The sequence below is a fragment of the Nocardia acididurans genome, assembly GCF_016741815.1.
In the GTDB taxonomy this organism is placed as follows: domain Bacteria; phylum Actinomycetota; class Actinomycetes; order Mycobacteriales; family Mycobacteriaceae; genus Nocardia; species Nocardia acididurans.
Window position 1 is genome coordinate 26,535 of sequence record NZ_JAERRJ010000001.1, and the last position, 21,920, is coordinate 48,454.

The following is a 21,920-nucleotide window of genomic DNA, read 5'->3' on the forward strand; positions in this document are numbered from 1 at the left end:
TAAACGGCGTATGAACGCCACCCCTGTGGCGAGTTGAACGTGACCCGCGTCTCGGTTGAACAGCCCCCGGTCGCCGCGAGGTTACTGGTCGAGCTCTTTGACCAGCGAGTCCACCACCGACACGAGATCGCCCTGGGAGGCGGCGGCGACCCGGCGCTGCCGCTGATAGGACGCGCCCCGTTTGGGAATCTCGGCGACGAGCGCGAGTTCGTTCTCGCAGCCCAGTGCCTTGGCGGTGGGTTCGAGCCGGTTGAGCAGATCGGTGAGGTCGTCGGTGACCAGGCGTTCGTTGCTGTCGGCGTCGGTGATGATGATGGCGTCGAGCCCGTACCGCGCGGCCCGCCACTTGTTCTCCTGGACGTGCCAGGGCGGCAGCGGCGGCGGCAGTTGCTCCCCGCTCTCGACGCGGTGGTCGAGGTCGACCATCAGGCAGTGGATCAGCGCGACCAGCGCGGAGAGTTCGGTGCGGGTCGGGGTGCCGTCGCAGATGCGGACCTCGATGGTGCCCCATTTGGGCGCGGGCCGGATGTCCCAGTGCATGCCGCCGAGTTGTTCGAACACACCGGTTTTCGTCTGATCGTGGACGTAGGCCTCGAACTGGGTCCAGTTGTCGAACTGGAAAGGCAGTCCGGCGGTGGGCAATTGCTGGAACATGAGGGCCCGGTTGCTGGCGTAGCCGGTGTCGACCCCGGCCCACATGGGCGAGGAGGCGGACAGCGCGAGCAGGTGCGGGTAGAACGGCAGCAGCCCGTTGAGAATGGGAAAGACCTTCTCCGGGTGGGAGATTCCGACGTGCACGTGCACGCCCCAGATGAGCATCTGGCGGCCCCACCACTGGGTGCGTTCGATGAGTTCGTCGTAGTGGGCGCTGCGGGTGAGCTGCTGGGTGGACCATTGCGCGAAGGGATGTGTTCCGGCACAGAACAAGTCGACGCCGAGCGGGTCGGCGGCGCGCCGCACCCGGTCCATGGTGGCGTGCAGTTCGTCGACGACCTCGCTCGCGGTGTCGTGGACGCCGGAGACGAGTTCGACGGTGTTCCTCAGCAGTTCCTTGGTGATCTGCGGGGTGCCGTCCTGGGCGTGCAGATCCTCACAGGCTTCGAAAACCGCTGCGGCAGTGTTGGACAGGTCGCGCGTGGTCTTGTCGACCAGCGCGACTTCCCATTCCACGCCGAGCGTGGGCCGGGGCGAACTGTTGAAGGGGACCTTCTGGATGCCTGCCCCGGCCATGGCTCACCTTGTGGGTTAGGAGACGACGCCGCAGGCAACCCGGGTGCCAGCGTCACCGGTCGCCAGGGTGTCGGCGTCCGGCCCGGTGGTGCCGCCGGGCTGCGAGTAGCGGCTGGGGATATTGCCGAAGTTGTCGGCGCTCGAGTGGATGATCAGGGCCTTGCCCTTGACATCCTCCAGCGACACGGTGCTGGTGGTGGTCACCAAGTTGGCGTTGCCGTCGGACCGCACCTGCAGGGAGGTGAGGTCGCCGGCGGCCGGATGCGCCTGGGCACCGACCTGCAGGTGGCCGCCCGCGGAGAGGAAGTCGCCGGGGTTGCCACCGGTGGGCGCGACGGAGTTCGGTTCGCACTTGCCCTGCTGGTGGAAGTGCAGGCCGTGGAAGCCGGGGGTCAGGCCGTGGGCCTCGACGGTGATCTGCAGGTGGTCGCCCACCTTGCCGATCGTCGCGGTGCCGACGAGCTTGCCGTTGGAGTCCTTCAGCTGCGCGCTGACGGATTCGGTGGGCGGCGTGGTGAGACCCTGCTCGCCGCCGTGACCGGTGGTGAAGCCGGCGGGGGCGGGGGAACTCGTGAAGACCGGCGGGGTCGTCCCCTTGACGTCACTCGATTCCTGGCTGTTGGAGCAGCCTGCGAGGCCGAGGGCCGCGACCGCGAGCAACGGGGTCACAGTCCGCCAGGACGGGCGACGAGTTGTGGACGGGGCCATTCGGAGAACTCCTTTACGAGTCCAGGTTAACGGGCAAGCCGAGTGGACATGGTTACTACTCGGTCAAGATGATGCCAGAGGCACAACCCTGTCTCGCGGAGGGGCCGACCGGGTGTTCTATTCGCCCGCGAGAATGACGATCACGCCCGCCGGGGAGTCCGCGATTCCGGGGAACCGGGGTTCGGCGTTGCAACCGAGCTCGTTGGCGATGGCGACGGCCAGCGCCTGCTCTTTGGGTGAACTGCCGTAGTACACCGTGGTTTTCGGGATGACCCCGGTGCTGTAGTTACCGGACTCGGTGACGTTGTACCCGTTCGCGGTGAGTTGACTCGCGGTCTTGGCGGCCAATCCGCCGACGTTGCTGTTGTTGTAAACCCTTACGGCAACCGATTTGTCGACGTTTCCGGTGGTCGCGGGCGGCGTCGTGGTGGTCGGCGGCGTCGTGGTCTCCGGGGGTGTGGTGGTCGCCGGAGGGGGTGTAATCGGTTGCGCCACAGTGGCGCTCGTCACAGGTTTGACGGTGGTGGTGGCGGTGGCGGTATCGGATTCCGCCTGTGCGCCGGAGGAGTCCGAACTCGACAGCGACATCGCGCCCAGGCCGGCGAAGACGATGGCCAGGGCGATGAGGACCATCGCCAGCGCACGCAGTGGCGGGCCTCCGGCAGGCGAATTCGGGTTGCTCACGGGCTCGAGCCTACTGCTCAGACCTGGAATCCGAGACGGCGTGCGGCCCTGGTCTTCTGGCGGCTCGCGCGCAGGCGGCGCAGACGCTTGACGAGCATGGGGTCGGCGGCCAGTGCTTCGGGCTTGTCGACGACGGCGTTGAGGACCTGGTAGTAGCGCGTGGGCGACAGGTCGAAGAGTTCGCGGATGGCCTCTTCCTTGGCGCCGGCGTACTTCCACCATTTGCGTTCGAAGTCGAGGATGTCCAGTTCGCGACGGGAGAGGCCGTGCGCGCCTTCCCCTTCGGGGGCGGCAGCGTCGGGCGCGGTGGCATTTCCGTCCGGGACCACCGTATTCACGTCGGCAGGGCCGTCCTCGCTTGCGGAAATGTTCCGTGCCGCTGCGCTGTCCATAGTGCTCCCTCGCCGAGTTGGAACCAGACGATGATGGTGCTTGTGCGTCCGCCGATCATTCAACCACGCGCCGGAGACTTCCGATCGCGTACCGCTCGGCGTGTTTTCCGAATCCACCCGGCGTGTCGCCCAGCGGATCCAAACGTCCGGTTTGCGTGGAAAGCCTGCCTGATGACACCGACAAAGGGCAGCCGACGGGCCGTGGGCAACCACCCAGTAGGCTCTTGACCATGGCTATTCTCCCGATCGTCATCGTCGGCGACCCGGTTCTGCACAACCCGACGAATCCCGTGACGGACTCCCCCGAGTCGGAGAAGCTGGCGACGCTGATCGCGGACATGTACGAAACCATGGACGCCGCACACGGGGTGGGCCTGGCCGCCAACCAGGTGGGCGTGCCGCTGCGCCTGTTCGTGTACGACTGCCCGGACGAGACCCCCGACGGCGGCATGGTGCGCCGCCGCGGCTGCGTGATCAATCCGGTGCTCGAGACCGGCCCGATCCCCGAGACCATGCCCGACCCGGACGACGACGAAGAGGGCTGTCTATCGGTCCCGGGCGAGCAGTACCCCACCGGCCGCGCCGACTGGGCCCGCGTCACCGGCACCGACGAGCACGGCGCACCGGTCGACATCGAGGGCAAGGGATTCTTCGCCCGCATGCTGCAGCACGAGACCGGGCACCTGGACGGCTTCCTGTACACCGACGTGCTGGTGGGCCGCAATGCCCGCGCCGCCAAGAAGGCCATCAAGCGCAACGGCTGGGGCACACCCGGTTTGAGCTGGGTGCCGGGCACCGTCCCGGATCCGTTCGGGCATGACGACTGACCCCGACGACACGGGCGCGGCCCTGCCGCCGCTCGGACGCCGCGTGGTGGTGCGCTACCGCCTGCCCGAGGGCTACCCGCAACCGCTCACCGATGTGATCGGCGAACTCGTGGACACCGATCCGCTGACCGTGCGCACCGCCGACGGCCAGGTGGTGTCCATCGCCCGCGATCGCGTGGTCGCCTGGAAAGCGCTGGGCCCCAGGCCGATTCGCACCAGCGAGATCCGCGCCCTGGAGGCCGCGGCCGCCGACGGCTGGCCGGGCGTGCAGCGCGCCTGGATCGACGGCTGGCTGCTGCGCGCCGGATCCGGCTACACCGGCCGCGCGAATTCCGCTGTGCCGCTGGGCGGTTCGGAGGGCCCGGCGCTGTGCACCGGGGACACCCTGCACAGCATCGGCGAGTGGTACACCGAGCGCGGCCTGCCGCTGCAGCTGGCGCTGCCGGATCGGCTCGCGCCGGTGCCGCAGGGCTGGCGCACCTGGAACGAAACCCTGGTGCTGGCAGCGGAAATCGAGTCGCTGCCCTTGCCGGACGGCCCGCCCATGGTGCGTTTCGCCGACGAGCCGGACGGCGCGTGGTTGTCGCTGCACCGGCATCGCGGCGGCGACACCGAGATCGGTTCCACCCCGGACGTCGATGTGCTGATGTCGATTCGCGACGGCGAATTGGCGTTCGCCACAGTGGGTTTGCCCACCCCCCTGGCCATCGGCCGGGCCGCGGTCACCACCGCGCCGGACGGCCGCCGCTGGGTGGGCCTGAGCTGTGTGGCGGTGCGCACCGGGCATCGCAGGCACGGCCTGGGTTCGCTGGTGTGCGCGGAGATGATCCGCTGGGGCCGCACGCACGGCGCGACGCACACCTATGTTCAGGTGGAGTCCGGTAACGAGGCGGCGGTGGAGATGTACCGGGAGATGGGTTTCCTGGAGCACCACGGCTACCGCTACGCCGCCCCGTAGCAATCCGAGCTCTCCGAATATCACTGATCGCGAAAGGTTTTCCCGTGCGTCTCGCCACCTGGAACGTGAATTCGATTCGCACCCGGCAGGATCGGGTGCTGGCCTGGCTGGATCGCGCCGATATCGACGTGCTCGCCATGCAGGAGACCAAGTGCAAGGACGAGCAGTTCCCGTTCGAGGCGTTCGAGGCGGCGGGCTACGAGGTCGCGCATGTGGGGCACAACCAGTGGAACGGCGTGGCCATCGCGTCGCGGGTGGGCATCGCCGATGTCGAGGTGGCGTTCCCGGAGCAGCCCGGCTTCGACAAGAACGCCGGTGAGACGCTGCTGAGCACGCCGGTCGTGGAGGCTCGCGCGCTCGGCGCGACCTGCGGTGGCGTGCGGGTGTGGAGTCTGTACGTGCCGAACGGCCGGGCGCTGGCGGATCCGCACTACGCCTACAAGCTGGAGTGGCTGGCGAACCTGCGCACGGCGGGCACCGACTGGCTGGCGCAGGACCCGAACGCGCAGATCGCCCTGGTCGGGGACTGGAATATCGCCCCCACCGACGCGGATGTCTGGTCCCCCGAGTTCTTCGAGGGCAAAACCCATGTCTCGCAACCGGAGCGGGATGCCTTCGAAGCCTTCGAGAAGGCCGGTTTCACCGATGTCATGCGGCCGCTGCACCCCGGCCCGGGTGTCTACACCTACTGGGATTACACGCAGCTCCGCTTCCCCCGCAAAGAGGGCATGCGCATCGACTTCATTCTCGGCTCCCCCGCGCTGGCCGCCCGCGTGACCGACGCGAATGTGGACCGCGAGGAGCGCAAGGGCAAGGGCGCGAGCGATCACGCACCGGTGGTGGCGGTACTCGCCGACTGACCGTTGACCCACAAAGCTAATGCCATTAGCCTTTGAGCTATAGGAATTAGCTTAGCGATTCACGGGAGTGCGACATGACCGAGTACCTGACCATCGACGGTGGACAGATCGCCTACGACGTGACCGGCGAGGGCCCGCTGGTGGTGCTCTCGCACGGCATCGGCGACAGCCGCGCGGCCTTCCGCTTCCTGGCCCCGGCACTCGCCGCGGCCGGCTACCGGGTCGCCGCGGCGGATATGCGCGGCCACGGCGAATCCAGCATGAACTGGACCTCCCACGACGGCAGTGAAGCGATTTCGCGCACCGATGTGGCGGGCGATCTGCTCGCGCTGATCCGCCACTTGGGCGGCCCGGCCGTCATCATCGGCCATTCGCTGTCCGGCGGCGCGGCCACCATCGCCGCCGCGCAGGCCCCCGAACTGGTCTCCGGCGTCATCGAACTCGGCCCCTTCACCAAGACCCAGAAGTTCGCCGCCGGAGCGCTTTTCACCACGCCGCGCTACCGCAGGGGCATGACGCACCTGATGGGCGCGCTCGCCTTCAAGAGCCTCGGCCAGTGGCAGAAGTACCTGGATGTCGCCTACCCGATCAAGCCCGCCGACTACCCCGAGTACATGGCGGCCCTGGCCGAAAAGCTCAGGGAGCCCGGCCGTTTCGCGGAATTCCTGAAGACCGGCAAGTCGACCCCGGCCGATGCCGAAGCACACCTGCCGAAGCTGACCCGCCCGGCGCTGATCGTCATGGGCACCGAGGATCCGGACTTCCCGGATCCGAAGGCCGAGGCGGAGGCCGCCGTGGCGCTCATGCCCGCGGGTATCGGCAGCGTGGCCCTGGTCGAGGGTGCGGGCCACTACCCCCATGCCGAATCCCCGGACCGTGTCGCCGAATTGGCGCTGGCCTTCCTGAAGGAGCACGCCGTTGCCTAGGGCCGGACTGACCAAGGCGGAGGTGATCCGCGTGGGCGCGGAACTGGCCGACCACATGGGGTACGACGGCCTGGCCATGGCCCCGCTGGCACAGCGCCTGGGGGTGAAGACCCCCTCGCTGTACAAGCATGTGGCGAGCCTGGCCGACCTGCAGCACGGCATCGCCGTGCTGGCCCTGACCGAACTGGATCGCGTGACTCGTGATGCCATGCACGGGCTTTCGGGTCAGCCGGCGCTGGATGCCTTCGTCCGTGCCTTCCGCGACTACGTGCTCGCCCACCCCGGCCGTTACACGGCCACCGTGGGCACGTCCGCGATCGGCCCGGAGGATCCACTGGTCGAACCCGGTGCGCGCATGACGGAATCGCTGATAGCGGTGGTGCGCGGCTACGGCATCCCCGAGGCCGACACGCTGCACGCCCTGCGCGCCCTGCGTGCCATGATCCACGGCTTCGCGGGCCTGCAGGCCGCGCGCGGCTTCCAATGGGCGGGCGATCCGGAGGACAGCTTCGCCTGGATGCTGCACTTCCTCGACAGCGGGCTGCGCGAGCAGGCCAAAAGCTAAGCGGGACGGGTCTTTATAGCGTCCCGTGAGATGAACACGTCATAGCTGCCCGCCGTGGCGATCACCGCGTTCCCGTACGCGGATCGCACGAACGGTTTGGTGTACCAGGTCTCGTTCTTCATATCGTCGAAGAAGTCGCCGTCGCCGCCGTTGAGGAAGATGTGGTTCTGCTTGGTGGCGATGCCGTCCAGGCGCTGCCCGTACAGCCGGGTGATCTTGTACCCGGAGTTGAATCCGAGCGCGTTCACCCAGGGCTCGAGCTCCACGATATTGGCCTGCAGCACCCACAGATCGCCTTCGACCAGATGCTTCAGCTTCTGTTCGTCGTGGTTCTTGTCGCCGAAGAGGGTCAGCTCGACATCGAGCATATGTTCCTGCCCCGCAACGGGAGTCACGACGATATGCGCGGCCTTCACCTCCCCGGTGAGTCCGAGGAAGGTCTGCAGCAGCGTGGTCACCCATAGGATCACCACCGCCACCAGGACGAGCGAGATTGCGGCCGTGCCACGACCGGCGATCACGCGCCAACCCACTTTGCGTGCCTTGAGCACAGCGGTCACCAGCAGTGCGAGCGCGATGACGCCGAGCGCGATGAGCACCACTTGGATCCAGCCGAATGTCACCGGGAAAACCATGCGGTAGTTGTACCCGGTGTGACGTGTACAACACCGCAGGTCGCGTACTCGCCGGGCGTGTCTTTTCGACATCCGCGGGCGCGCACGCCGGGGCGGGTCCGGCCCCCGCCCCGTATACGGTCCGGGCCCCCGCACCAAAGGTGCGGGGGCCCGGGAGATTCCGGAGAGCTAGAACGCGGCTTCGTCCAGCTTCATGATGTCGTTGTCGAGGTTCTCGACGACCGAGCGCACGCCGGTGATGAGCGGCAGCTTGTTCTTGGCGAACCAGGAGGAGACCGCGACCTTGCCGGTGTAGAAGGAGCGGTCCTTGTCGGACACGGTGCCCTCGAGCGCCCGCAGGGCGATGGCGGACTGCTCCAGCAGACGCCAGGCGATGACGAGATCGCCGGTGGCGTACAGGAATCGGACCGAACCGAGGCCGACCTTGTAGAGCTCCTCGACATTCTGCTGCGAGGCCATCAGGTAGCCGGTGAGCGCGGCGGCCATGGCCTGCACGTCCGCGAGCGCGGTGCCGAGCAGCTCGCGCTCGGCCTTGAGGCGGTCGTCACCGGTCTCGACGAACTTGTTGATCAGGCCCGCGACGTGACCCAGGGCCACGCCCTTGTCGCGAATGATCTTGCGGAAGAAGAAGTCCTGCGCCTGGATGGCGGTGGTGCCCTCGTACAGCGAGTCGATCTTGCAGTCGCGGATGTACTGCTCGATCGGGTAGTCCTGCAGATAGCCGGAGCCGCCCAGGGTCTGCAGCGACTCGGTCAGGTTCTCGTAGGCGCGGTCCGAGCCGCAGCCCTTGACCAGCGGCAGCAGCAGGTCGTTGACCTTCTCCGCCAGTTCGGCGTCCGCGCCGAAGGCGGCCTGGGCCACATCGGCGTTCTGGTAGGCGGCGCAGTACATGTAGAGCGCGCGCAGACCCTCGGCGTACGCCTTCTGCTGCGCGAGCGAGCGGCGCACGTCCGGGTGGTGGGTGATGGTGACGCGCGGGGCCGACTTGTCGGTCATCTGGGTCAGGTCCGCACCCTGCACGCGCTGCTTGGCGTACTCGAGGGCGTTCAGGTAGCCGGTGGACAGCGAGCCGGTGGCCTTGGTGCCCACCATCATTCGCGCGTTCTCGATGACGCGGAACATCTGCGCGATGCCGTTGTGCACCTCGCCGACCAGGTAGCCGATGGCGGGCTGCTCGCCGCCGAAGGTGATCTCACAGGTGGGCGAGGACTTGATGCCCATCTTGTGCTCGACGCCGGTCACGTACGCGCCGTTGCGCTCGCCGATCTCCATGGTCTCGGAATCGAAGAGGTACTTCGGCACGGCGAACAGCGACAGGCCCTTGGTGCCCGGTCCCGCGCCCTCGGGGCGGGCCAGTACCAGGTGGATGATGTTGTCGGCGGTGTCGCCGACGTCGCCGCCGGAGATGAAGCGCTTCACGCCGTCGATGTGCCAGTCGCCGTTGGGCTGCTGCACGGCCTTGGTGCGGCCCATGCCGACGTCGGAGCCGGCGTCGGGCTCGGTGAGCACCATGGTGCCGCCCCAGCGGTTCTCCCAGGCGTGCGCGGCCCAGCGCTTCTGCTCGTCGGTGCCCTGCTCGAAGAGCACCTTGTGCATGAGCGGGCCCATGTTGAAGAAGGAGGCCGAGTTGTTCGCGGCGACGAGCATTTCCTGGATGGCCCAGATGAGCGCGTTGGGCGCGGAGACGCCGCCCATCTCCTCCGGCATGCCGAGGCCCGAGTAGCCGGCCTCGTTGACCGCGGCGACGGTCTTCTTCAGCAGCGGCGGGACGCTGATGCTGTAGGTGGCCGGGTCGAATTCGACCGGGGTGCGGTCGCCTTCGACGAACGAGGCGGCGATGGGGCCCTCGGCGAGGCGCAGGGCCTCGGAGAGCATCTCGCGGGCGGTCTCACTGTCGAGATCGCCGTAGGCGCCCTGGTCCAGCAGCGCCCCGATTCCCAGTACTTCGAAAAGGTTGAACTCGATATCTCGCAAGTTCGCCTTGTAATGGGACACGGAGGGGCCTCCTCAGCTAGGTCGTGTGATCAACTGGAGTTTGCCGTACGCGCGTCCCGTTACGCCACCGTAGGCACGGGCGCTGCCGGTCAGGGGTGCCAAAACCACATTCGGTCGCCTGACCACATAACTGTCTGGTGTAAAGTTAACGGCGATTCTGGTCGCGCCGGTCTCACTTTACGCGGTAGCCACGCCTTCGCCGCTCACCGTTCGCGCGGCGCGACCGTACCGTTGCTTGGCCTCCGCCGGAGTCACCGTGACCGGATTGTCGGGAATCCCGGCCTCCAGGTGCTGCTGCAGCAGGCGACCGGTCATCGGGCCGATGAACCGCTTGGCCACCTTCAGCGTCAGCTTCTCCCGCTTCAGCACCGCCATGGCCGCGCGCACGGCGGGCGGGTAGGCCGCGTCCAGGAAGCCGGGCTGATCGAATCCGCCCATCACGCGCATCCATTCGGGCAGCGTGGCGATGGCGGCCGGAGCCACCAGGCGACTGCCCGCCCACAGATCGCGGCCCTTCTCCGACGGCGTGAAGAACAGGTAGTGCATGCCCTCCCGGGCCCGTTCGGACACACAGAGTTTCGGCCGCATGGCCGCGAAGTACTCGCGCACCTCGGCGCGATTGCGCGGTACCGTGCCGGGCTTGCAGGTCTGCAGTTCGGCCGCGATCACGCACTCCTCCCAGTACCGCTGTTCCTCGGCGGGCGTGAGCGGTCCGGGGCCGTACATCTCGTAGCACTTGAGCACCGAATGCCAGCCGGTGACGTGGATCCACAGCTGCGAGTCGGGATTGTTCGCGCTGTACCGCTTTCCGCTGATCGGCTCGATGCCGGTGGCCTTGGCGTGCACCGTCATCAGATGTTCGGACGCCTCGATGGCCATGCGGCTGTCGGCGACGGCGGCGATGAGGAAGTACGCGAAGGTGTGGTCGAGCCGGCCGCGCGGATCACTGTAGATGCCACCGACATCGGCGACGGCCGCGGTGAGATCCGGGTCGAAGTGCTCGAGGGTGACCGAGCGCTGGAATCCGATGAGCGCGGTGGGCGCGGTCCAGACCTTCCAGGTGGGTGAGTCCGGCCCGAAGAAGCCGTAATCGACCTGGCGGATGGTGCGGGCAGGCGCGCCGAACTGGGGGCGCGAGGTTGCTGCCGTCATCGTCTGCTCCTTTGCAGTGATGCCGTTGGGCCGGAAAGCCCTTTCATTCACGAATGTAGCATTTGCGGTTTCCGCTGGCACGGCGGCCACGGAAGCCCTGGCGGGCGGGGGTGTCGACCCCCGCCCGAGGACTCGCCGACAGCTGGATCAGGGGTTCATCTCGTAGCCGCCCGCGAGACCGCGAACCTGCGAGATGACCCGCTCGACGCGCTTGGCGTCGGCGACCGGGCGGCGGACCAGTTCCAGAGCGAGGGACTGCTGCGCCTTGGACGCCGTGGGCTTGGCGTTGAGGCCCAGCGCGTGCTTGGAGAACTCGCGCACGAAGATGTCGAAGAGCTGATCCAGAACGGCGGTTTCGGTGCCGTCCTTCTCGGCCTGCTCCAGGATCAGCTGCGCGTAGGGCAGCAGCGTGAACAGCTCGCCCAGCCCGAAGAGGAAGTCGACGTCCTGCTGCTGCGCCCTGGTCGGGGTGGCCGCGGCGAGCAGGGTCTTGAGGCCGAGCGCCTGCTCCAGGAAGACCGCCACGTTCGGGATGTGCGCGAACCGCTCGAACACCGGCCGCCAGTCCTCGAATCGGATGCGGCCGAGACCGCTGGTCGGCCCCTGCCGGAACAGGAAGGAGTCGTCTGCGGCGTCGCGCCGGGTGGGCACGGGTTCGTAAGTGGCGCTTGCCAATTCGCTACGCAGCTTGGGCACGGCCGAGCCCGCGCGGGGCACCAGGCGGCGGCTGGTCCAGCCCAGCGCGCCGGATGCGGCCTTGACCGCGCTCGCGGGCGTCCCGCCGGGCAGGTAGCGCAACGCCGCCAGTCCGGCGTCCGAGGGATGGAACATGTAGTTGGGCATGAACTTCAGCGACAGCGCCATGTTCACGTGCACGGTGCCCTCGAGGCGCGGCAGACCGAACATGCCGACCATGGCCATCGGGAAGTACATGTCGTTCTCGAAGCCGCGCGCCGCGATGACATCGGCGAGGTCCTCGTAGATCTTCTGTCCCTGCCGGGTGACCGACATCTTCTCGATGGCGCTGACCAGCAGGTAGCGGCGGTCGTTCTCGTTGGCGGAGCGCATGTAGTCGATGGCGCGCTCGCTGTAGAGCTTCATGCCGATGAGCCGCGCGTAACAGTCCGCGAGCAGGGTGCGCACCTGCGGGAACTCGGTCACCTTGTGCCCGAACAGGACTCGGTTCTCGGCGTGCGTGACGGCCTCGTACATGGCGTGCTCGCACGCGCCGACCGCGCCGAAGCCGAGGTTGAACTTGCCGACGTTGACGGTGTTCATGGCGGCGTCGAAGGCGGCGCGGCCGGTGTGCAGGATGTCTTCTTCCGCGACCGGGTACTTGTCGAGATCGAATGCGGCGACGTACATCTGGGAGTCGACGACGTTCTTGCGCAGCTTGTAGTTCTTGTGCCGCGAGTCGGCGGCGAAGAACAGGTAGCCGGAGTACTCCTCCTCGGCCATCTTCCGCTGGAAGTCGGCGGAGTCGATGATCGGCTTGTCGGCGCGGCGGCCGAAGACCGAGACCATGGCGGCCTGGTTGCCGTTGCCGATGTAGTACTTGCCGCCGGTGGCGGTGAAGCCGCCGCCGCGCGCCTTGGGCTCGAGGATCATGTCGGTGGAGTAGATGTCCGCGCCGTGCGCCTGCTCGGAGAGGCCGAACGCGAAGATCTCGCCGGAGTCGAGGGCGGCGGCCGCGCGCTGCTTGGCGGCCTTGTTGTGGCTCTGCCAGATCGGCCCGAGGCCGAGGATGGTGACCTGCCAGACGTACCAGTACTGCATGCCGTAGAAGCCGAGGATCTTGCTCATCATGGCGATGCGGGCGGTGTCCCAGCGCTTGTTGGGATCGCCGTTGGCTTCGGCGGCCGGGGTCAGGAAGGTCGCGAAGACCCGTTCGGCCTTGATGAAGTCGAGGAATTCCGCGTACCAGACCCGGTCGCGGCTCTCGGCCAGCAGCCGCTGCTTGCCGTGACTCTCGAACCAGTTGACGGTGGCGCGCAGCAGTCGCCGCGTCTCGTCGTCGAATTCGGCGAACTCACAGGTCTTGGGATTGAACAGGGTGTTGGTCATCGCGCTCGTGTCTCCTCCGGCCGGGGGCTTCTCGGTGGCACCACCGGGCATTTCATTCGTGAGCGTAGCATTTTCATTCACATGCGCAGGAAATGATCTTGCAACGTGCCCGGAGCAGGAAGTTCACATACCGGGCCGTCCGCTTCGGCCTGCCGTGTACCCCGCCGGATGCGCTGCTATCGTCGGTGCGCATGGGCACCGATTCGGCTGTACGACCCCGGCAGCGCGCACGACATCTCGGTCCCGAACGCCGTCGCCCGCAGGTGCTCGACACCGCGCTCCGGATCGCGGTCGAGGACGGCATCGCGGCCATCACCATCGCCGCCGTGGCCGACCGCATGAAGGTCACCCGCCCGGTCGTGTACGCCTGCTTCGCCGATCGCGTGGAACTCATCGACGCCCTGCTGCGGCGCGAAGAGGAGCACATGATCAAGGGCGTCTTCGAAACCCTGCCGCGCCGTCGCGTGGAAGCCGACGAGGCCGTCTTCGTCGAAGGCTTCCGGGCGCTGCTGCACACGGTCACCGATCGTCCCGACACCTGGCGACTGCTGTACGGCAATCCCGATCCCGCCGTGGCGGATTCGTTCGGCCGGGGCCGGAAACTGGCCGTGGAACTGTGCACCCGCCGCCTGCGGCCCACGCTGCACGCCTGGGGCACGGTGGACGCCGAACGCAAACTGCCCGCCCTCGTGGAGATGTGGGTGTCGGCCGGAGAGGGCGCGGCCCGCACCCTGCTGTCGGGCGAGGGCGAGTGGACGCCGGACGATCTCGGGGAGTTCGTGGGCGCGGCCGTCTATCGGGCACTGCGGCACGCGTAATAGCCCCCTCATCGGTTATCCGATGGCTACGATGGGAAATGAGCCCATCAGGTCAGCGGGAGGCCGGCGATGACGTTCTATCGACAGGTGGGGGCGGTGCCGCCCAAGCGGCACACTCAGCACCGTGACCAGCAAGGACAGCTCTATTACGAAGAGCTGATGGGAGAAGAGGGTTTCTCCGGGGACTCCTCGCTGCTCTATCACCGGGGATTGCCTCCGGCCATTGTGGATTCATCGGTGTGGGTACTGCCCGAGCAGCGGACGCATCCGAATCATCCACTGCGACACCGGCATTTGAAGCTGCACGAACTGTTCCCGGGCGAGCGTTTCCAGGAGACCGACGTGGTGACGGGCCGTCGCCTGCTCCTCGGAAATTCCGACGTGAGAATTTCCTACGTGGTAGCTGGCAAGCCTTCGCCGTTGTACCGCAATGCCATCGGCGACGAATTGGTGTACATCGAGTCAGGTTCGGGCCGCGTGGAGACGGTCTTCGGTGTGCTTTCTGTACATCAAGGTCATCAGGTGCTGCTGCCGCGCGCCACCACCCACCGCTGGCTACCCGATAGCCCGGAACCGTTGCGCGCCTACATCATCGAGGGCTCCGGCCATATCACGCCGCCGAAGCGGTATCTCTCGAAATACGGTCAGCTCCTGGAGCATTCGCCGTACTGCGAGCGAGATCTGCACGGCCCGGCCGAACCGTTCCAGGCCGAGGGCGAGGACGTCGAGGTGCTGGTGAAGCATCGTCCCGCCGGTGAAATCGTCGGCACCAGCATGGTTTACGCCACCCACCCCTTCGATGTGGTGGGCTGGGACGGCTGCCTGTACCCGTTCACCTTCGATATCGCCGATTTCGAACCCATCACCGGCCGCGTGCATCAGCCGCCGCCCGCGCATCAGGCGTTCGAGGGCAACAACTTCGTGGTCTGCAATTTCGTGCCGCGCAAGGTGGACTACCACCCGCTGTCGATCCCGGTCCCCTACTACCACTCGAACGTGGACTCCGACGAGATCATGTTCTACTGCGGCGGAAACTACGAGGCCCGCAAGGGTTCCGGTATCGGCCAGGGTTCGGTGTCGGTGCATCCGGGCGGATACGCGCACGGCCCGCAGCCGGGGGCATACGAACGCAGTATCGGCCTCGAATACTTCGATGAACTCGCGGTCATGGTCGACACCTTCCACCCGCTGCAGCTGGGTGAGGGCGCGCTGGCCTGCGAGGACGGCAATTACGCGTGGACATGGTCGGGTCGTGGTCCTTCCGAAGGATGGGTATGAGCAGCCGGGTGCATATCGAAGTCCCCGAGAATTCCGGATTCGGCCCCACACATCTCCCCTACTGTGTTTTCCGCCCGCGCGGCGGCGAACCGCGGGTGGGCGCACGCCTGGGCGACAGCATCATCGATCTGGCGGTGGCCCTGGACGATCCGATGTTCGCGCAACCCAGCCTGAACGCCTTCATGACCCAGGGTCCGCAGTGCTGGCGCGAGGTCCGCGAACTGGTGCACGCGGCCGCGGAAACCGAATTGCCCGCCACCGCCGTGCATTCGGTGCGGGCCGTCCACCTGGCCCTGCCCGTGGAGATCGGCGACTACGTCGACTTCTACGCCAGCATCGATCACGCCACCGCCATGGGCCGCATGCTCCGCCCCGACGGCGAACCACTGCTCCCCAACTGGCGGCACCTCCCGGTCGGCTATCACGGCCGGGCAGGCACGGTCGTGGTATCCGGCACCGAAATCCGACGCCCGCACGGCCAACTCCGAACCGCTTCCGGCGCACCGGAATTCGGCCCCACCCGCCGCCTCGACATCGAAGCCGAACTCGGCTTCCTGATCGGCTCCGGCTCCGCCATGGGCACCCCGCTGCGCACCGGCGACTTCGCCGACCACGTCTTCGGCGTAGCCCTGGTCAACGACTGGTCCGCCCGCGATATCCAGGGCTGGGAGGGCCAGCCCCTCGGCCCGTTTCTGGGCAAGTCCTTCGCCACCACCCTCTCCGCCTGGATCACCCCGCTCGATGCCCTGACCGAAGCCCGCATCCCGCTGCCGCCCCAGGATCCGGCCCCCCTCCCCTACCTCCAGGACAGCGCCCCCTGGGGTCTGGACATCGACCTGACCGTCGAGTGGAACGGCCACACCGTCACCACTCCCCCCTTCCGCCGCATGTACTGGTCCCCCGCGCAGATGCTCGCCCACATGACCGTGAACGGCGCGTCCACCCGCACCGGCGACCTCTTCGCCTCCGGCACCATCTCCGGCCCCGAGCGCCACGAACGCGGCTCCCTCATGGAATTGACCTGGGCCGGAACCGAACCCGTAGACCTCGACGGCGACAAACGCACCTTCCTCGAGAACGGCGACGAGATAACCATCACCGCCTCCGCCCCCGCAGTAGGCGGCGGCCGCCTCACCCTGGGCGAGGTCCACGGCCGCATAGCCCGATAACCCACCGACTTCAACTCCCTTGTCCGAGGCGGCTTTTCGTGCGTCCCCTGCGGGGCGGGGAGCTTTCGAGTGCCCGGGATCGTCGGCGCGGTGAAGCGGCCCGGCGCTACCAGGTGGCGGGGCGCACTCGGCCGGGGGTGACGACCTGGGCGAGGGCATTGCGGAGTTGGGTGAGGGCGGCGGGGCCGAGGGATTGGGACCAGGTGGCGGTGAAGTGGGCGACGGCGGCGTCGGCGGCTCGGGTGGCGGCCCAGCCGCGGTCGGTGAGGGTGATCAGGCGGGCGCGGGCGTCGGTGGGGTGTGGGTTGCGTTGGGCGTAGCCCTTTTTGACCAGTTCTTCGATCAGCTGGCTGGCGGCTTGTTTGGTGACGCCCAGGTGGTCGGCGATTTCGCCGACCGTCGCGCCGTCGGGCGCCATGCGGACGAAGGCGAAACCGTGGGTGGGGCGGATGTCGGTGAATCCCGCGGCGACCACTCCCCGGTGGATGACGTCGGTGACCTCGGCGGCTGCCGCGAGCAGCAGCAGCGGCAAATCCTGAGCGGGCATGCGTGCATCATGACACTTGACAGAATGGTCAAGCCGCTTGACAATATAGTCAACCTGCTTGACTGAATGAGAGTTGCCCATGCCTGTAATCCGTACCGCCGACGTGGCATCGCACCAGATGCACGGGTCCACCTTCACTCCGCTCGTGCGGCCCGCCACCGGGAGCTCCGAGCTCTGCGTGTGGCGGCTCGAGGTCGCGCCCGCGACGGACGGCGTTCCACACCGCATCCATCGCGAGGAAGCATTCGTCCTGCTGTCCGGCACCGTAGCCGTCACCATCGACGGGGAAACCGGCACGCTCACCCCGGGCGATGCCGCGGTGGCCCCCGCCGGCTCCACCATCCGGCTCGCCAACCCGGCCGATGCCCCGGCCACCGTTCTCGTCACCACGACTGTCGGGTTCACCGGCGAACTGGCCGACGGAACCATCGTGAATCCGCCCTGGGTCAATTGATCCGGGGCAGGTTCGCCCGGCAATAGCCGATAGGTATCTCCATGACGGTGATCACTGTGCAGCCGACCAGGAGACTCGAGCCGATACCGTCCGAAGTTCCTAGAAGTTCGGAGGGTTTTGGTCGATGCTGCCCAGACTTGCCCAGTTCTCGATGGCGCGTCCCCGCGTCGTCCTGGTCGCCGCGCTATTGCTGATGCTCGTTTTCGGCGGATTCGGGGCCACCGCCAAGTCGCATATGGTCGGCGGCGGCTACCTGACGTCGGATCTGGAGTCGGTGCAGGCCAATGACTTCATCGAAGAACACTTTCCGGGCGGGAATCCGAATTTCATCGTCATGATCAGCTCGGCTGCCGGGGTGAACTCCCCGGCGGCGCGGGCCGAGGCGCAGCGGGTCACCGATCTGCTGGGCGAGGATCCGAATGTGACGGGGGTGCAGTCCTATTGGACCAGCGTCACCGCCCGGCCCGATCTGGCGACAGCGCTGCGCAGCAAGGATTCGCAGCGCGGGCTGATCATGGCCACCATCCTCGGCGACGACAACCAGGTGCAGAACCGGGCCGTCGTGCTCAGCGCGGACATCAACGGCGACCGTGACGGCGTGCAGACGCGGGTCGGCGGAATGGCGGGCACCTTCGCCGATATCAACCATCAGGTCGAGAAGGATCTGATCCTGGCCGAGGCGATCGCGGTGCCGATCTCCGGCATTCTGCTGGTACTGGTGTTCGGCAGCGTGATCGCGGCGTCGCTGCCGCTCATGGTGGGGCTCTTCGCGATTGCCGCCACGCTCGGCATCCTGCGGTTGATGACGCTTTTCATGGACGTGTCCATCTTCGCGTTGAACATGACCAGTGCCCTGGGCCTGGCGCTGGCCATCGACTACAGCCTGTTCATCGTGAGCCGCTACCGCGAGGAGCTGGGCAATGGCCTGGACCCGCGGGCCGCGATCCTGCGCTCGATCCAGACGGCGGGCCGCACCGTCGTGTTCTCGGGTCTGACGGTGGCGCTGGCGCTGGCCGCGCTGGCGGTGTTCCCGCAGCCGTTCTTCAAATCCTTCGCCTACGCCGGGGTGGCCGTGGTGGCCGCCGCCGTGGGCGCGTCGATTCTGCTGCTGCCCGCCGCGCTGATCCTGCTCGGTGACCGCGTGAACGCCTGGGATCTGCGGAAACCGTTGCGCCGCATACTGGGTCGCGGCGAGCCGAAGGCGGTGCGCCCGGAGGACAGCGGCTGGTATCGGCTCGTCACCTGGGTGATGAAGCGGCCGATCCCGGTGGCGTTCGTGACCACCGCGATCCTGCTGCTGCTCGGAACCCCGTTCCTGTCAGCGCATTTCGGCACGCCGGACGATCGGATGATCGGCACGTTCGCCTCCAGCCGTCAGGTGGGTGACGCGCTGCGCGCGGACTTCGACGCCAATATGGGATCGAGCGCCGTGATCGTGCTGCCCGGATTCGACGGTGCGCCAGGGGAGATCGGCGAATACGCGTCGGCGCTGGCGCAGGTGCCGGGCGTACCCGCCGTGCTGTCGAGCGAAGGCGTGTACGCGAACACCCCGGACGGCGTGCGCAAGGTGGCCGTGGGCGTTCCGCAGATGGCCGGCGCGGACGGGGCCTACCTCTCCGTGGGCACCAAGGAGGCTCCGTTCACCGACGAGGGCAAGGCCCAGCTGGCCGCCCTGCGCGCGGTGCACGCCCCCGGCGACACCCTCTTCGGTGGTGCGGCGGCCCTGAATCAGGACACCAACGAGTCGGTCATCTCCCGGCTGCCGATCGCGGCGGCGCTGATCGCGGTCATCACCCTGATCCTGCTGTTCCTGTTCACCGGCAGCGTGATCCTGCCGATCAAGGCGCTGATCCTCAATGTGCTGTCGCTGACGGCCACCTTCGGCGCGATGATCTGGATCTTCCAGGAGGGCAACCTCGACGGCCTGCTGAACTTCACCCCGACCGGCAGCATCGACCTGTTCATGCCGATCCTCATGTTCTGCCTGGCCTTCGGCATGTCCATGGACTACGAGGTGTTCCTGCTCTCCCGCATTCGCGAGGAGTGGCTGGCCTCGGATCGCAGCGCGGAGGCCAACACCCGGTCGGTCGCCCTGGGCGTCGCCCGCACCGGCCGCATCTTCACCGCCGCCGCCGGACTGATGGCGGTGGTCCTGCTGGCCGTGGCCACCTCGGCAGTGACCGCCATGAAACTCTTCGGCATCGGTCTGGCGCTCGCGGTGGTCGCGGATGCGACCGTCATCCGCGGCCTGCTGGCCCCGGCGCTCATGAAGCTGATGAGCACCGGAAACTGGTGGGCCCCGAAACCGCTTGCCGCCCTGCACAAGCGGATCGGACTGGAGGAGGAACCAGCCGAGAAGCCCGGTGCGGCAACGGATTCGGAACCGGTACTGCTCACCAAGTGAGCGGCGCGGGCTGGTCCGACAGGTCGCGGCGGCCCGCGATGACCACGGTGAGGAAGTGGTGGAGATCCTCGACGAGGGTGTCCACCACGTCCTGATCCCCGGGCTCCTCGTTGCGGTAGAGCCAGTCGGCGACGAGTTCGAACATGCCGCCGATGGTGGCGAGGCTGAGCGCCAGCCCTTTTCGCTCGTCACCGCTCGGATCCGGTTGCGGCCATTGCTGATTCAGGAAGGCGGCGGCCCACCGGCGGTTACTGCGGCGCTGGGCTTCCACGGCGGGTGAGATGCCGCCGGCCTCACCGAAGGTGACCTTGGCCAGTCGCGCGTCGTCGGCGATGGCGTGGACGAAGGCGGCCACCAGGGCGCGCATGCGCTGCGGCCACTCCTGCCCGGCGGTCTGCCCGGCGACTTCGGCGACCCGTTGCTGGATGCCCTCCGTGATCTGCGTGAGCAGGGCCGTGTAGCAGGCTTCCTTGCTCTCGAAGTGGTCGTAGAACCCCTTGGTCCCGACATACGCGTGCTGGCAGATCTGCTCGATGGATGTTCCCGAATAGCTCTGCTGGGCAAAGAGTTCGGTCGCCGCGGCGAGGAGTTGACGGCGACGCTGGGCGCTGCGTTCGTCCGCGTCGAGGCCGCGGATCCTGCGCCGCACGGGAGTCCGATCTGGCGCCGCGGCTGGTTTGCTGCGGGTCATGCCACGACCTTAGCGAAGCCGTTTGTAAAAAGGCACCTTGTTGGCAATCGGAGGCCGTGTTGTAATCGCTGTCACGTCGATGAGGAAGGGAACAGACGTGGCTATCAATGGGGATCGCCGACGGCGGGGATTGCGGCGGTTCACCGCCGCCGGTCTCGCGACGGCTCTGGCGGCTTCGGCCGCCGTATTTCTCGGAGGGGTGAGTGCCGCGCCCGCGACCGCCGCGCCGCAGCCTCTGAATGTCGATCCGTTCTACAGCGCGCCGGAGGGTTTCGAATCCACCGAGCCCGGCACGATTCTGCGCACGCGCGAAGTACAGCTGGCGGTGCTGACCGTACTTCCGGTGCGCGTGAATTCGTGGCAGCTGCTGTATCGCACCACCGACCTGTTCGGGCAGCCGACGGTCGCCGCCACCACGGTGGCCGTCCCGCAGGGCGCGGACACCTCGCGCAGCCGCCCGCTGGTCTCGCACCAGTTCTTCTACGACAGCACCGCCCCGCACTGCGCGCCCTCGTACGTGCTGCAGCAGGGCGGCGGTCTGCAGGCGCTCGAAGGCATCCACTCGACGGTCGAGTACCTGGAGCTGGCGGCCTCGATCAGTCAGGGCTATGCCGTCAATGTGCCCGACTACGAGGGCCTCAACGGGAATCTGGCGGTCGCCAAGGAACCCGGCTACATGATCCTGGACAGCATCCGCGCGGCCGAGAGCTTCGAACCGCTCGGCCTGGATGGCGCGAATACGCCGGTGGCACTGTGGGGTTACTCCGGCGGCGGGATGGGCAGCGGCTGGGCCGCGGAGATGCAGCCCACCTACGCGCCCGAACTGAACATCAAGGGCATCGCCATGGGCGCGCCCGTCTCGGATGTGGAATCGCTGCTGCACGTGAACGGTTCGATGTTCGCGAGCCTGATCGGCGTGGGCATCGCGTCACTGCGCAACGCGTACCCGAAGTTCGCGGAGACCACCGACCGCTACCTGACCCCGGAGGGCCGGGCGATCATGGAGCGCACCGAGAGCCAGTGCCTGGTGCGCAATGTGCTGAACCTGATGTTCACCGACTATCAGCGCATGCTGACCATTCCGATCGCGGAGTTCCTGGAGCTCCCGGAGATCAAGGAGGTCTTCGACGCGACGGTGCTGGGCAGTACTCCGCCGACCGCGCCGGTCATGGTCTACCAGGGCGTTTTCGATGAGGCGGTGCCGTGGTTCACGAACGATCGCCTGGTGCAGCGCTGGTGCGACGGCGGCACGTCCGTCTACTACAAGCGCGATCACCTGAGCGAGCATCTGACGCTCACCACCTTCGGCATGGCCGACGCGTTCAACTGGATCAAGGGCCGTTTCAACGACTCCGGTCCCGCGCCCGCGGGCTGCCGCACCGAGAACGTGATCACCATGCTCGGCAGCGTGGACGCCCTGGCCACCTACACCGAGATCCAGTTCAACGCGATCTTCGGCGCGCTCGGCTGGCCCATCGGTCCGCGCGAGAAGTAGGACGGTCGTACCCGCCGAACCGGGCGCGAAGGGGACTTCGAGAATCTTCCGTTCGGTTTGCGCGGGTA

At 67.3% G+C, this 21,920-nt stretch carries 21 protein-coding genes; 11 read left to right on the forward strand and 10 right to left on the reverse strand.

Features of this window, described 5'->3' with window-relative positions:
- Nucleotides 1–81: 81 nt before the first annotated feature.
- The 4 genes from JK358_RS00135 to napA all read right to left on the reverse strand — a co-directional run bounded on the left by JK358_RS00135 (nucleotide 82) and on the right by napA (nucleotide 3,014).
- On the reverse strand, nucleotides 82–1,230 hold the full coding sequence (locus JK358_RS00135; RefSeq protein WP_201941819.1) for a glutamate--cysteine ligase: 1,149 nt from the start codon (nucleotides 1,228–1,230) through the stop codon (nucleotides 82–84).
- A 15-nt stretch (nucleotides 1,231–1,245) separates the two neighbouring features.
- The gene (gene sodC / locus JK358_RS00140; RefSeq protein ID WP_201941821.1) at nucleotides 1,246–1,938 is read right to left on the reverse strand and encodes a superoxide dismutase[Cu-Zn]; all 693 of its coding nucleotides are present in this window, start codon (nucleotides 1,936–1,938) and stop codon (nucleotides 1,246–1,248) included.
- Between the two features lie 117 nt (nucleotides 1,939–2,055).
- Entirely contained in the window at nucleotides 2,056–2,622 is a 567-nt protein-coding gene (locus JK358_RS00145; protein ID WP_372440570.1) for a LytR C-terminal domain-containing protein, read from the reverse strand.
- A 17-nt stretch (nucleotides 2,623–2,639) separates the two neighbouring features.
- Nucleotides 2,640–3,014: a nucleoid-associated protein NapA gene (napA, locus tag JK358_RS00150; protein ID WP_201941823.1), complete on the reverse strand. Its 375-nt coding sequence runs from the start codon at nucleotides 3,012–3,014 to the stop codon at nucleotides 2,640–2,642.
- A gap of 230 nt (nucleotides 3,015–3,244) precedes the next feature.
- On the opposite strand from napA, the gene JK358_RS00155 reads away from it, so the two are divergent.
- The 5 genes from JK358_RS00155 to JK358_RS00175 all read left to right on the forward strand — a co-directional run bounded on the left by JK358_RS00155 (nucleotide 3,245) and on the right by JK358_RS00175 (nucleotide 7,150).
- Entirely contained in the window at nucleotides 3,245–3,841 is a 597-nt protein-coding gene (locus tag JK358_RS00155; RefSeq protein WP_201941825.1) for a peptide deformylase, read from the forward strand.
- Nucleotides 3,831–4,799 carry an N-acetylglutamate synthase, CG3035 family gene (locus JK358_RS00160; RefSeq protein WP_201941828.1) on the forward strand — a complete coding sequence of 323 codons (969 nt, stop codon included), beginning with the start codon at nucleotides 3,831–3,833 and terminating at the stop codon, nucleotides 4,797–4,799. The genes JK358_RS00155 and JK358_RS00160 overlap by 11 nt, the downstream gene beginning before the upstream one ends.
- A gap of 44 nt (nucleotides 4,800–4,843) precedes the next feature.
- The gene (locus JK358_RS00165) at nucleotides 4,844–5,659 is read left to right on the forward strand and encodes an exodeoxyribonuclease III (protein ID WP_201941831.1); all 816 of its coding nucleotides are present in this window, start codon (nucleotides 4,844–4,846) and stop codon (nucleotides 5,657–5,659) included.
- Between the two features lie 74 nt (nucleotides 5,660–5,733).
- Nucleotides 5,734–6,585 carry an alpha/beta fold hydrolase gene (locus JK358_RS00170; protein WP_201941834.1) on the forward strand — a complete coding sequence of 284 codons (852 nt, stop codon included), beginning with the start codon at nucleotides 5,734–5,736 and terminating at the stop codon, nucleotides 6,583–6,585.
- The gene (locus JK358_RS00175; protein ID WP_201941838.1) at nucleotides 6,578–7,150 is read left to right on the forward strand and encodes a TetR/AcrR family transcriptional regulator; all 573 of its coding nucleotides are present in this window, start codon (nucleotides 6,578–6,580) and stop codon (nucleotides 7,148–7,150) included. Before JK358_RS00170 ends, JK358_RS00175 begins: the two co-directional genes overlap by 8 nt.
- On the opposite strand, the gene JK358_RS00180 is transcribed toward JK358_RS00175, so the two are convergent.
- From JK358_RS00180 to JK358_RS00195, 4 genes are all read right to left on the reverse strand, one after another.
- Nucleotides 7,147–7,785 carry a hypothetical protein gene (locus JK358_RS00180; RefSeq protein WP_201941841.1) on the reverse strand — a complete coding sequence of 213 codons (639 nt, stop codon included), beginning with the start codon at nucleotides 7,783–7,785 and terminating at the stop codon, nucleotides 7,147–7,149. The genes JK358_RS00175 and JK358_RS00180 overlap by 4 nt on opposite strands.
- A 168-nt stretch (nucleotides 7,786–7,953) precedes the next feature.
- The gene (locus JK358_RS00185) at nucleotides 7,954–9,780 is read right to left on the reverse strand and encodes an acyl-CoA dehydrogenase (RefSeq protein ID WP_201941844.1); all 1,827 of its coding nucleotides are present in this window, start codon (nucleotides 9,778–9,780) and stop codon (nucleotides 7,954–7,956) included.
- A 177-nt stretch (nucleotides 9,781–9,957) separates the two neighbouring features.
- Nucleotides 9,958–10,932, reverse strand: coding sequence for an oxygenase MpaB family protein (locus JK358_RS00190; RefSeq protein ID WP_201941847.1), 975 nt, complete (start codon nucleotides 10,930–10,932; stop codon nucleotides 9,958–9,960).
- A gap of 147 nt (nucleotides 10,933–11,079) precedes the next feature.
- On the reverse strand, nucleotides 11,080–12,996 hold the full coding sequence (locus JK358_RS00195; protein ID WP_201941850.1) for an acyl-CoA dehydrogenase family protein: 1,917 nt from the start codon (nucleotides 12,994–12,996) through the stop codon (nucleotides 11,080–11,082).
- Between the two features lie 191 nt (nucleotides 12,997–13,187).
- On the opposite strand from JK358_RS00195, the gene JK358_RS00200 reads away from it, so the two are divergent.
- The 3 genes from JK358_RS00200 to fahA all read left to right on the forward strand — a co-directional run bounded on the left by JK358_RS00200 (nucleotide 13,188) and on the right by fahA (nucleotide 16,261).
- A complete protein-coding gene (locus JK358_RS00200) occupies nucleotides 13,188–13,814 on the forward strand; it encodes a TetR/AcrR family transcriptional regulator (protein ID WP_201941853.1) in 627 nt (208 codons plus the stop codon).
- A gap of 69 nt (nucleotides 13,815–13,883) precedes the next feature.
- On the forward strand, nucleotides 13,884–15,092 hold the full coding sequence (locus JK358_RS00205; protein WP_201941856.1) for a homogentisate 1,2-dioxygenase: 1,209 nt from the start codon (nucleotides 13,884–13,886) through the stop codon (nucleotides 15,090–15,092).
- The gene (gene fahA, locus JK358_RS00210) at nucleotides 15,089–16,261 is read left to right on the forward strand and encodes a fumarylacetoacetase (protein ID WP_201941859.1); all 1,173 of its coding nucleotides are present in this window, start codon (nucleotides 15,089–15,091) and stop codon (nucleotides 16,259–16,261) included. Before JK358_RS00205 ends, fahA begins: the two co-directional genes overlap by 4 nt.
- A gap of 106 nt (nucleotides 16,262–16,367) precedes the next feature.
- On the opposite strand, the gene JK358_RS00215 is transcribed toward fahA, so the two are convergent.
- Entirely contained in the window at nucleotides 16,368–16,808 is a 441-nt protein-coding gene (locus JK358_RS00215) for a MarR family winged helix-turn-helix transcriptional regulator (RefSeq protein ID WP_201941861.1), read from the reverse strand.
- 79 nt (nucleotides 16,809–16,887) lie between these two features.
- On the opposite strand from JK358_RS00215, the gene JK358_RS00220 reads away from it, so the two are divergent.
- Both JK358_RS00220 and JK358_RS00225 read left to right on the forward strand, forming a co-directional pair.
- Nucleotides 16,888–17,262 (forward strand): cupin domain-containing protein, encoded by a 375-nt coding sequence (locus JK358_RS00220; protein ID WP_201941863.1) that lies wholly within the window; start codon nucleotides 16,888–16,890, stop codon nucleotides 17,260–17,262.
- Nucleotides 17,263–17,386: 124 nt separating this feature from the next.
- On the forward strand, nucleotides 17,387–19,666 hold the full coding sequence (locus JK358_RS00225; protein WP_201941865.1) for an MMPL family transporter: 2,280 nt from the start codon (nucleotides 17,387–17,389) through the stop codon (nucleotides 19,664–19,666).
- Here JK358_RS00225 and JK358_RS00230 read toward each other — a convergent pair.
- Nucleotides 19,656–20,357: a TetR/AcrR family transcriptional regulator gene (locus JK358_RS00230; protein WP_201941867.1), complete on the reverse strand. Its 702-nt coding sequence runs from the start codon at nucleotides 20,355–20,357 to the stop codon at nucleotides 19,656–19,658. The two genes, JK358_RS00225 and JK358_RS00230, sit on opposite strands and share 11 nt — an antisense overlap.
- 97 nt (nucleotides 20,358–20,454) lie before the next feature.
- Between JK358_RS00230 and JK358_RS00235 the strand changes: the two genes are divergently transcribed.
- Entirely contained in the window at nucleotides 20,455–21,852 is a 1,398-nt protein-coding gene (locus JK358_RS00235) for a lipase family protein (protein WP_201941869.1), read from the forward strand.
- Nucleotides 21,853–21,920 lie beyond the last annotated feature (68 nt).

Bases quoted from the DNA above. Each gene is read 5' to 3' on its own strand.
- JK358_RS00215 (WP_201941861.1), bottom strand. From the start codon at position 16,808: ATGCCCGCTCAGGATTTGCCGCTGCTGCTGCTCGCGGCAGCCGCCGAG.
- JK358_RS00220 (WP_201941863.1), top strand. From the start codon at position 16,888: ATGCCTGTAATCCGTACCGCCGACGTGGCATCGCACCAGATGCACGGG.
- napA (WP_201941823.1), bottom strand. From the start codon at position 3,014: ATGGACAGCGCAGCGGCACGGAACATTTCCGCAAGCGAGGACGGCCCT.
- JK358_RS00190 (WP_201941847.1), bottom strand. From the start codon at position 10,932: ATGACGGCAGCAACCTCGCGCCCCCAGTTCGGCGCGCCTGCCCGCACC.
- JK358_RS00135 (WP_201941819.1), bottom strand. From the start codon at position 1,230: ATGGCCGGGGCAGGCATCCAGAAGGTCCCCTTCAACAGTTCGCCCCGG.
- sodC (WP_201941821.1), bottom strand. From the start codon at position 1,938: ATGGCCCCGTCCACAACTCGTCGCCCGTCCTGGCGGACTGTGACCCCG.
- JK358_RS00230 (WP_201941867.1), bottom strand. From the start codon at position 20,357: ATGACCCGCAGCAAACCAGCCGCGGCGCCAGATCGGACTCCCGTGCGG.
- JK358_RS00160 (WP_201941828.1), top strand. From the start codon at position 3,831: ATGACGACTGACCCCGACGACACGGGCGCGGCCCTGCCGCCGCTCGGA.
- JK358_RS00205 (WP_201941856.1), top strand. From the start codon at position 13,884: ATGACGTTCTATCGACAGGTGGGGGCGGTGCCGCCCAAGCGGCACACT.
- JK358_RS00225 (WP_201941865.1), top strand. From the start codon at position 17,387: ATGCTGCCCAGACTTGCCCAGTTCTCGATGGCGCGTCCCCGCGTCGTC.
- JK358_RS00180 (WP_201941841.1), bottom strand. From the start codon at position 7,785: ATGGTTTTCCCGGTGACATTCGGCTGGATCCAAGTGGTGCTCATCGCG.
- JK358_RS00170 (WP_201941834.1), top strand. From the start codon at position 5,734: ATGACCGAGTACCTGACCATCGACGGTGGACAGATCGCCTACGACGTG.
- JK358_RS00155 (WP_201941825.1), top strand. From the start codon at position 3,245: ATGGCTATTCTCCCGATCGTCATCGTCGGCGACCCGGTTCTGCACAAC.
- fahA (WP_201941859.1), top strand. From the start codon at position 15,089: ATGAGCAGCCGGGTGCATATCGAAGTCCCCGAGAATTCCGGATTCGGC.
- JK358_RS00195 (WP_201941850.1), bottom strand. From the start codon at position 12,996: ATGACCAACACCCTGTTCAATCCCAAGACCTGTGAGTTCGCCGAATTC.
- JK358_RS00200 (WP_201941853.1), top strand. From the start codon at position 13,188: ATGGGCACCGATTCGGCTGTACGACCCCGGCAGCGCGCACGACATCTC.